The following is a 6,552-nucleotide window of genomic DNA, read 5'->3' as shown; positions in this document are numbered from 1 at the left end:
TGACGTTAATCACCAATAAATGGTGCCGGCTGACGGCGAGATTGAAGCAGCTGCGACAGTTCCGGTCCGAATCCGCGGAGTTGTTCCATGCCATCGCCGGATGGCATGTCGAAGGCCCGTTCCTTTCAAGCGAACCCGGCTTTCGCGGCGCGCACGATCCGGCACAGATGCTTGATCCAACGCCCGAGAAAATCCGCGAACTTCGCGCTCTCGCAGGCAATGACCCCTTGATGATGACCCTGGCTCCGGAAAGGCGGGGAGCGCTGGAAGCCATCGCGCTGGCCGTATCTCTGGGCGTCAAGGTCAGCGTCGGGCACACGAACTCCCCGGTGGAAGTTTTGCGACAGGCTGTTCAAGCCGGCGCGACCGGCTTCACACACCTCGGCAACGCCTGCCCTCAGCAATTGGATCGCCACGACAACATTCTCTGGCGCGCGCTCGACACCCCCGGTCTGGCCGTCGGTTTGATTCCCGATGAAATCCACGTTTCTCCGCCTCTCTTTCGATTGATCCACCGGGCGATGAACAAGAAGACGATTTATTATACGACGGACGCCATGGCCGCAGCGGGCGCGCCGCCCGGACGTTACACGATTGGCGCACTTGAGGTCGAAGTCGGCGCCGACCAGATTGTCCGGCTGCCGGGCAGCAGCAATTATGCGGGGTCAGCGTTGCGACCGCTCGATGGCGTGGTTCGCGCCGCTCAAATGCTGGGTTGCGGGTGGCGGGATGTTTGGGACAGTTTTTCGGTTCGCCCCGCGGAGTTTGCGGGAATCAACCACGGTTTGGTCGTGGGCAGTCCGGCGGATTTTTGTTTTGTGCAGACGGATAACGCCGCGCGTAACCAGTCTCTGCAGACCTTCGTCCAAGGGGGTTGAAGCGCGACTCAACGCAGACATGCCGGAGAAGAATTCCTCCGACTAATTCATCTTCGTTGTTTGTTTCAATTCAGTGAAATCGTGCCGCTGCGGACCGGGTCGGCACGATTCAGGCTTACATTTTCGCACCCGGCGGATCTCTCCGGGGAACATTTTGGAGCAATGGATCAATCGATGACACCGGATATTCCGGACCTCACAAAAATGAGCCGGTTCGATCCGACCGCCACGCGCGTACCGACGATTGTGCTCGTAGTCGTCGTGGCACTGGCAGCGGTCTTTATCGGATACCTTCTGCTCGATGCCTGGAAGGTGCATCGACGGAACAGACACATCCAGCGTCTCGTCCAACGAAGAACAAAGGACGACTAAAGGCGACGCGACCGTGCCCGATCCCCCTTCCGTGCGACGAGAGACGAACGTCAGGTTTTGAACAGTGAATCAGCCGATTGTCGCACGCTCTCGACCGGGAGATCCATTAAGCCCGGCGTCGAGCGCAAGAGGGTCACGCGCGTGCCGCGCGGACGCCAGATTGTCTCGTTGGTTTCGCCCCAGAGAATCAAGGCAGTCAATCCCACGGCAACGGCCAGATGAGAGATGCCCGAATCGTGGCCGATGAAGCCCGCACACGCCTGCAACCGCCGCGCGAGTTCGGCCAGCGGCAGGCATTCCGCGCGCTCGAGCCGTTCCGGGCGAAACACCGCCGACAAACGGCGCAACCGCTCCCGTTCCGCCTCGCCGCCCACCAGCAGAAAGTTGAACTTCGTCGCAGTCTGCAAATGCTGGATGAGCCTCATCCAGTTTTCCTCGGGCCAGTTCTTTCGTTCGCTGCCGCTGCCAGGATGCAACGCGAGCTGGTTGGGGATTGAAGGGTGAGAGCTGGTTGAAAGCTCCGGCACCGGATCGGCGTCGAAGATTGCCAGCCGTTCCAGCGGCTTCAGGAAAACGTCGGCCGCGTGAATGTCCTCTTTTTCATCAGGCCGGTGAGGTCCCGCGATGAACTGCGCATTCGAGCAACTTGCGACGTTCGACTGAAAAATCCCGTCCGGGTCGTAGAGATACGAAATGATCACCGCGAAGCCGGCGAAATAGTTCTGCAGCGCCCCGTCCAGCCGCCCGCCGCGCGCGAAGAAGCCGGCAAGGGCACGGGATTCAATCGAACGCACCGCGTCCACGCCCCCCCCGGATAAAGCGAGTTGCGCGATATGCGGGTAGCCGAGGACTTCAAGACGCGCCCCGGGAAAATGTTTCCTCAAGGCGGAAAGAGCCGGCAGCGTGAGAATAAAATCGCCGATGGCGCCGCCACGAATGACGAGGATTTTGCCGCACACCGGAGTCACATCGGTGCGATCACCGGGCAAGGTCCGGCGTCGGCCCGGCCTGCGGCCCCGCCTTCAGCTCGACCGGTCGAAAGACGGCGAGTCCGAGGACGACGACGAATAACCCGAAGGCCAGGCGCAGTCCGCAACCGACACGAACCCGCTGGTCGGTGGCGGTGGCCCAGTTCAACAGATCGCGCAACCGCCAGGGCGAAATCGTGAACCACATTCCAGCCACCACCAGCACATACGCCCAGGTCACCACCACCAGCCGCCATTCGGTGTCCGCCCAGCGCGCGGTGTCCACCATCAGTTTGGCCAGCAGCAGCAGGACGATCGCCAGCCCGCGCACCGCCAGAAAATCCCGCACATAGATGCAGGTCGCGACACCCACCGCGGCAAAACCGATCAACATCGCCTTTTTGTACGCAGCGAAATCAGAGATGTTCTCCTGGTTCAGGTTCCAGAGGAACCAAACCGTTCCCAGCAGCATCAAGAAATAGCCGATGGTTTCCGAGCGCGGAAATTTTCGGACGGCGTCCCGGAATTTGGTCGGGTGCATCAAACCGTAGATTTGAGGCAGGCCGACACCCAGACCAAGAATGATGGCAAGCGTCGAAAGCTTCATGCGTCGTTCAGTCAGGATTGACGATCGCGGGGTCGCCGTAAAGCGTGAATGAACCGGCCCGCGTGATCTTCACGTCGAGCAGGCGCCCGCGATGCCGTTCATTGCCTTCAAAAACCACAATCCGGTTGGCGCGCGTGCGGCCCTCGAAGCGTTCCCCGTTTTTCCGGCTCGGCCCTTCAACCAGAATCTGTGCGCGCTGTCCGACACAGCGGCGATACTTCTCTTTTCCGACCTCGTTCACCAGATCGAGCAGCCGTCCGTGCCGCTCCTCGATGACTTCCTGAGGGACCTGATCCGGCATGGCCGCCGCCGGCGTGTCTTTGCGCGGCGAGTATTTGAAGCAATACGCGTTGTCGAACGCGACCTCACGCACCAGCGACAGGGTCTCCGCGAAATCGGACTCGGTCTCGCCCGGAAAACCGACGATGATGTCGGTCGTGACACCCATCTCCGGCTTCACGCGGCGCAGTTTTTCAACGATGCCAAGGAAGCGTTCGCGCGTGTAGCCGCGGTGCATCAGTTTCAAAACCCGGTCGCTGCCGCTCTGGACGGGCAGATGCGCGCTCTCGCACAGCTTCGGCAGCCGGCCGTATGCCTCGACGAGATCGTCGCCATAACCCTTCGGATGCGGCGAAGTAAAGCGAATGCGTTCCAATCCCTCGATCGCGTGGACCGCCTCGAGCAGTTGGACAAAAGCCGACTTGCCGTCCTTCATTCCGATCTCGCGCTTGCCGTAGCTGGTCACGATCTGGCCGAGCAGCGTGATCTCCTTAACGCCGCGGGAAACCAGTTCGCGGCATTCCGAAACGACGTCAGAGATCGTCCGGCTCCGCTCCATTCCGCGCGTGTAAGGAACAATGCAAAACGTGCAGTATTGATTGCACCCTTGCATGATGCTGACGAACGCGGTGACTGACTTCGTCTGCGCGTTGCCATTCAGCAGATGCTCCTTGATCGTCGCCTCGCTGCCTTTCTCTTCTTCCACGTCCACCACCTTGTCCCGGCGACCGGTGAGAATCTCGTCCAGATAATCCGCAGTGCGATGGAATTTTTGCGTGCCGAGGACCAGATCGACGTCGGGCAATCGGTCGATCAACCCGCGTCCGCGGCTTTGCGCCATGCAGCCCAGGAAACCGAGCACGACCTCCGGCCGGTCGCGGCGCATCTCCGCTGCGAGATTTTCCATTTTGTTGAGCGCCTTCTGCTCGGCCATGTCGCGCACGCTGCAGGTGTTCAGCAGGACCACGTCCGCGACCCGGTCCGACACCGCCAGCGTGTAGCCCTTCGCCACAAGTTGTGCGGCGACGGCCTCGCTGTCGCGCTCGTTCATCTGGCAGCCGTAGGTTTTGATATAGACACTCGGCATGGTCGAAAGTGCGGTGAAGGTAAGGCACACGCCCGCCGTTGAAAAGAGCGAAGTCAGCCTCGATTCGTGGAGGGTACCGTCCTTTCGCAGCCAGGGCAGTCTCCGCAGTCCGGGCACTGATACAACGGCGCTCTTCATCAACGTCGGATTCGAAATCGTCCGTTGCTCATCGAATGCGGCTTTGCTAAACCAGTGGCCATGGAATCCCCGAAAGAGCAAAAGCCCGACATCCACAGCGACGTGTTCCTGCGCCTGCTCATGCGCCGGCAACTCCGATTGTCCGCCGCCTGCGCCGTCACCTTCCTGATTGCGCTGCTCGGCCTGCCGTTGCTGAACTACTTTTTCCCGGAACTGATGGCGACACGCGTGTTCGGTTTCACGCTTACCTGGTTCATCCTCGGTGTGCTGTTCTTTCCGTTCGTCTGGGTTATTTCCTATCTTTTCATCCAGCGGTCGATCGCGCTGGAAAGGGCCGAGGTCGAGGAAATCGCCCGCGAAGGGACGAAGCAGGTTTCTCACGACGGACGCGACGGTGCCGAAGGAGAAAAACTATGAACGAAGAGCATCTCAAGGATGGCATCACCCGCATCGTCAATCAGCATGAAGGAAAGGGAACGTTCCAAAACCCGCGCACGGATGCGCGTTTCCGACCGTCGCCCGCGTCGCGTCCGTCGCGAGACCAACCCTTATGAACATCGACCCCTGGATCTTCGCCTTCAGCGCCGTCACGGTAATCGCCACCATCTGGATGGGCTTCTGGTCGGCGAAACGCTCCAAGACCGCGAGCGATTTCTTCGTCGCGGGCCGCAACGTGTCCGTGGGCTGGAACGCCAGCGCCATTTCCGGCGAATACCTCAGCGCCGCGTCGTTCATGGGCGTGGCGGGGATGGTGATGTCGAGCGGTTACGACGCGCTGTGGTATCCGGTCTGTTACGCGTGCGGCTATTTGTTTCTGCTGCTGTTCATCGCCGGGCCGCTGCGACGCTTCGGGGCTTACACGATTCCGGATTTTGCCGAGGGCCGGTTCGACTCGCCGCTGTTCCGCAAGATCGCCGTGTGCTTCGTGCTGTTCATCGGCTTCTTCTACACGATGCCGCAGATGAAAGGCGCGGGGACGACGCTGGCCTACATTTTCCCCGGGCTGCCGTATTGGGCGGGCGTGGTGCTGGTGGGCGCGGTCATCACGCTCAACGTCGCGCTCGGCGGCATGAAAGGAATCACGCTGGTGCAGGCCTTTCAATATTGGGCCAAGATGTTCGCCATCTCCGTGCCCATCTTCGTGCTCATGGCGGTGTATGGTTTTTACAATCAGCAATTGGGAATAACTGCGAACTCAACAATCCAAAAGGGTTACGCTTTGGAAGGAGACTTCGATACGGTCATAGTTGCAAAGGGCGATCAAATCATAACTGCAAGTGGTGATTTGGTTTTTTATGGAACGAGGACGCCAATAAATTTTCACGGGAAAACAGAAGATTACGAAAGGCTCGTGACGAGCGTTATCAACACAAATGTGGTTTCTCTTACGCTTGAGCAAAAGCTTAGTTTGAAAAGAAAGCCGCTCCCCGAAAAAGCCCCCGCCGATTCCACGTGGCTTTCCCCCTTCGGCCCGCTCACGACCAAGGCGGCGAAGAATGCCGCAGCGATGATTGGCAAGCGCGCGACCAATTCCTTGGGTAGCACAGGCTACCAGCCTGTGCCGCCGGGCGACCCGCCCGGCGGAACGAGAGTGGCGTCGCAAACGGCAAGAACGCTCAATCCAAATTCGACACGCCCTTCCATTCCGGCCGGCGAGGTCGCCGACCGGAACGGGCTGGTAGCCCGTTCCACCCAAACTATTCCCCTCCGCTCGGACATCAGGGCCAATCAGCGCCTCACTGTCGCGCTCGATTCGCCCACGGTCGCGCAGGCGCTGGCGGTTTACGCGGAACTCACCGGGCGCAGGCTCGTGCCCAACACCAACTCCGTAGCCGAACGCGTGGATGATTTGCTCAACGGTAAACTCTCGAAGCTCAAACTGATCACGCGTGGCGCCGCGCCGGACAGTGGTGTGCGTTTTCACAATGACGGCATCTTCACGGCGCGTGAGGTGAAGGCGGCGATTGAAGAACAGTTGAAGACCAACGGACTGGCAGTAGTTCCAGCGGGCGAAAAGGCATTTCGACTCGTAGCAGCCGACGTGAACCGGCTCCAATCCAGCAGCGCCACTCAAAACAATCAGAGCGGACTCATGCCCGCTGCTACAGCCGAGAAGGCGTGGCTTGCGCAGCATGAGAAGCCACTTGCCCTGCTTTACACCTACTCGCTCATCATCGCGCTGGTCTGCGGCACGGCGGGATTGCCTCACATCCTCGTGCGCTT

At 60.0% G+C, this 6,552-nt stretch carries 8 protein-coding genes; 5 read left to right on the top strand and 3 right to left on the bottom strand.

Annotated elements, in window-relative coordinates; translation table 11 throughout:
- A partial coding sequence (locus tag VN887_20070) for an N-acetylglucosamine-6-phosphate deacetylase (protein ID HXT42316.1) occupies positions 1 to 878 on the top strand: 878 nt, incomplete at its 5' end.
- 162 nt (positions 879 to 1,040) lie between these two features.
- Positions 1,041 to 1,250, top strand: coding sequence for a hypothetical protein (locus VN887_20065; protein ID HXT42315.1), 210 nt, complete (start codon positions 1,041 to 1,043; stop codon positions 1,248 to 1,250).
- A gap of 50 nt (positions 1,251 to 1,300) precedes the next feature.
- Here VN887_20065 and VN887_20060 read toward each other — a convergent pair whose 3' ends face one another.
- The 3 genes from VN887_20060 to miaB are packed head-to-tail and all read right to left on the bottom strand — an operon-like array spanning position 1,301 to position 4,329.
- Entirely contained in the window at positions 1,301 to 2,239 is a 939-nt protein-coding gene (locus VN887_20060) for a glycosyltransferase family 9 protein (GenBank protein ID HXT42314.1), read from the bottom strand.
- Positions 2,229 to 2,825 carry a hypothetical protein gene (locus VN887_20055; GenBank protein HXT42313.1) on the bottom strand — a complete coding sequence of 199 codons (597 nt, stop codon included), beginning with the start codon at positions 2,823 to 2,825 and terminating at the stop codon, positions 2,229 to 2,231. Before VN887_20055 ends, VN887_20060 begins: the two co-directional genes overlap by 11 nt.
- 7 nt (positions 2,826 to 2,832) lie before the next feature.
- Complete coding sequence (gene miaB / locus VN887_20050) at positions 2,833 to 4,329, bottom strand: tRNA (N6-isopentenyl adenosine(37)-C2)-methylthiotransferase MiaB (GenBank protein HXT42312.1); 1,497 nt, start codon at positions 4,327 to 4,329, stop codon at positions 2,833 to 2,835.
- A gap of 60 nt (positions 4,330 to 4,389) precedes the next feature.
- Here miaB and VN887_20045 point away from each other — a divergent pair, with 60 nt between their 5' ends.
- The 3 genes from VN887_20045 to VN887_20035 all read left to right on the top strand — a co-directional run.
- Entirely contained in the window at positions 4,390 to 4,746 is a 357-nt protein-coding gene (locus VN887_20045) for a DUF485 domain-containing protein (GenBank protein HXT42311.1), read from the top strand.
- Positions 4,743 to 4,883 carry a hypothetical protein gene (locus VN887_20040; GenBank protein ID HXT42310.1) on the top strand — a complete coding sequence of 47 codons (141 nt, stop codon included), beginning with the start codon at positions 4,743 to 4,745 and terminating at the stop codon, positions 4,881 to 4,883. Before VN887_20045 ends, VN887_20040 begins: the two co-directional genes overlap by 4 nt.
- Positions 4,880 to 6,552 (top strand): hypothetical protein (locus tag VN887_20035; protein ID HXT42309.1); only part of this gene is annotated, 1,673 nt, incomplete at its 3' end. The genes VN887_20040 and VN887_20035, both read left to right, overlap by 4 nt.

The sequence above is a fragment of the Candidatus Angelobacter sp. genome, assembly GCA_035607015.1.
In the GTDB taxonomy this organism is placed as follows: domain Bacteria; phylum Verrucomicrobiota; class Verrucomicrobiia; order Limisphaerales; family AV2; genus AV2.
The sequence above is the reverse complement of the archived record's forward strand: the minus strand, read 5'-3'. Positions and strand labels throughout refer to the sequence as shown.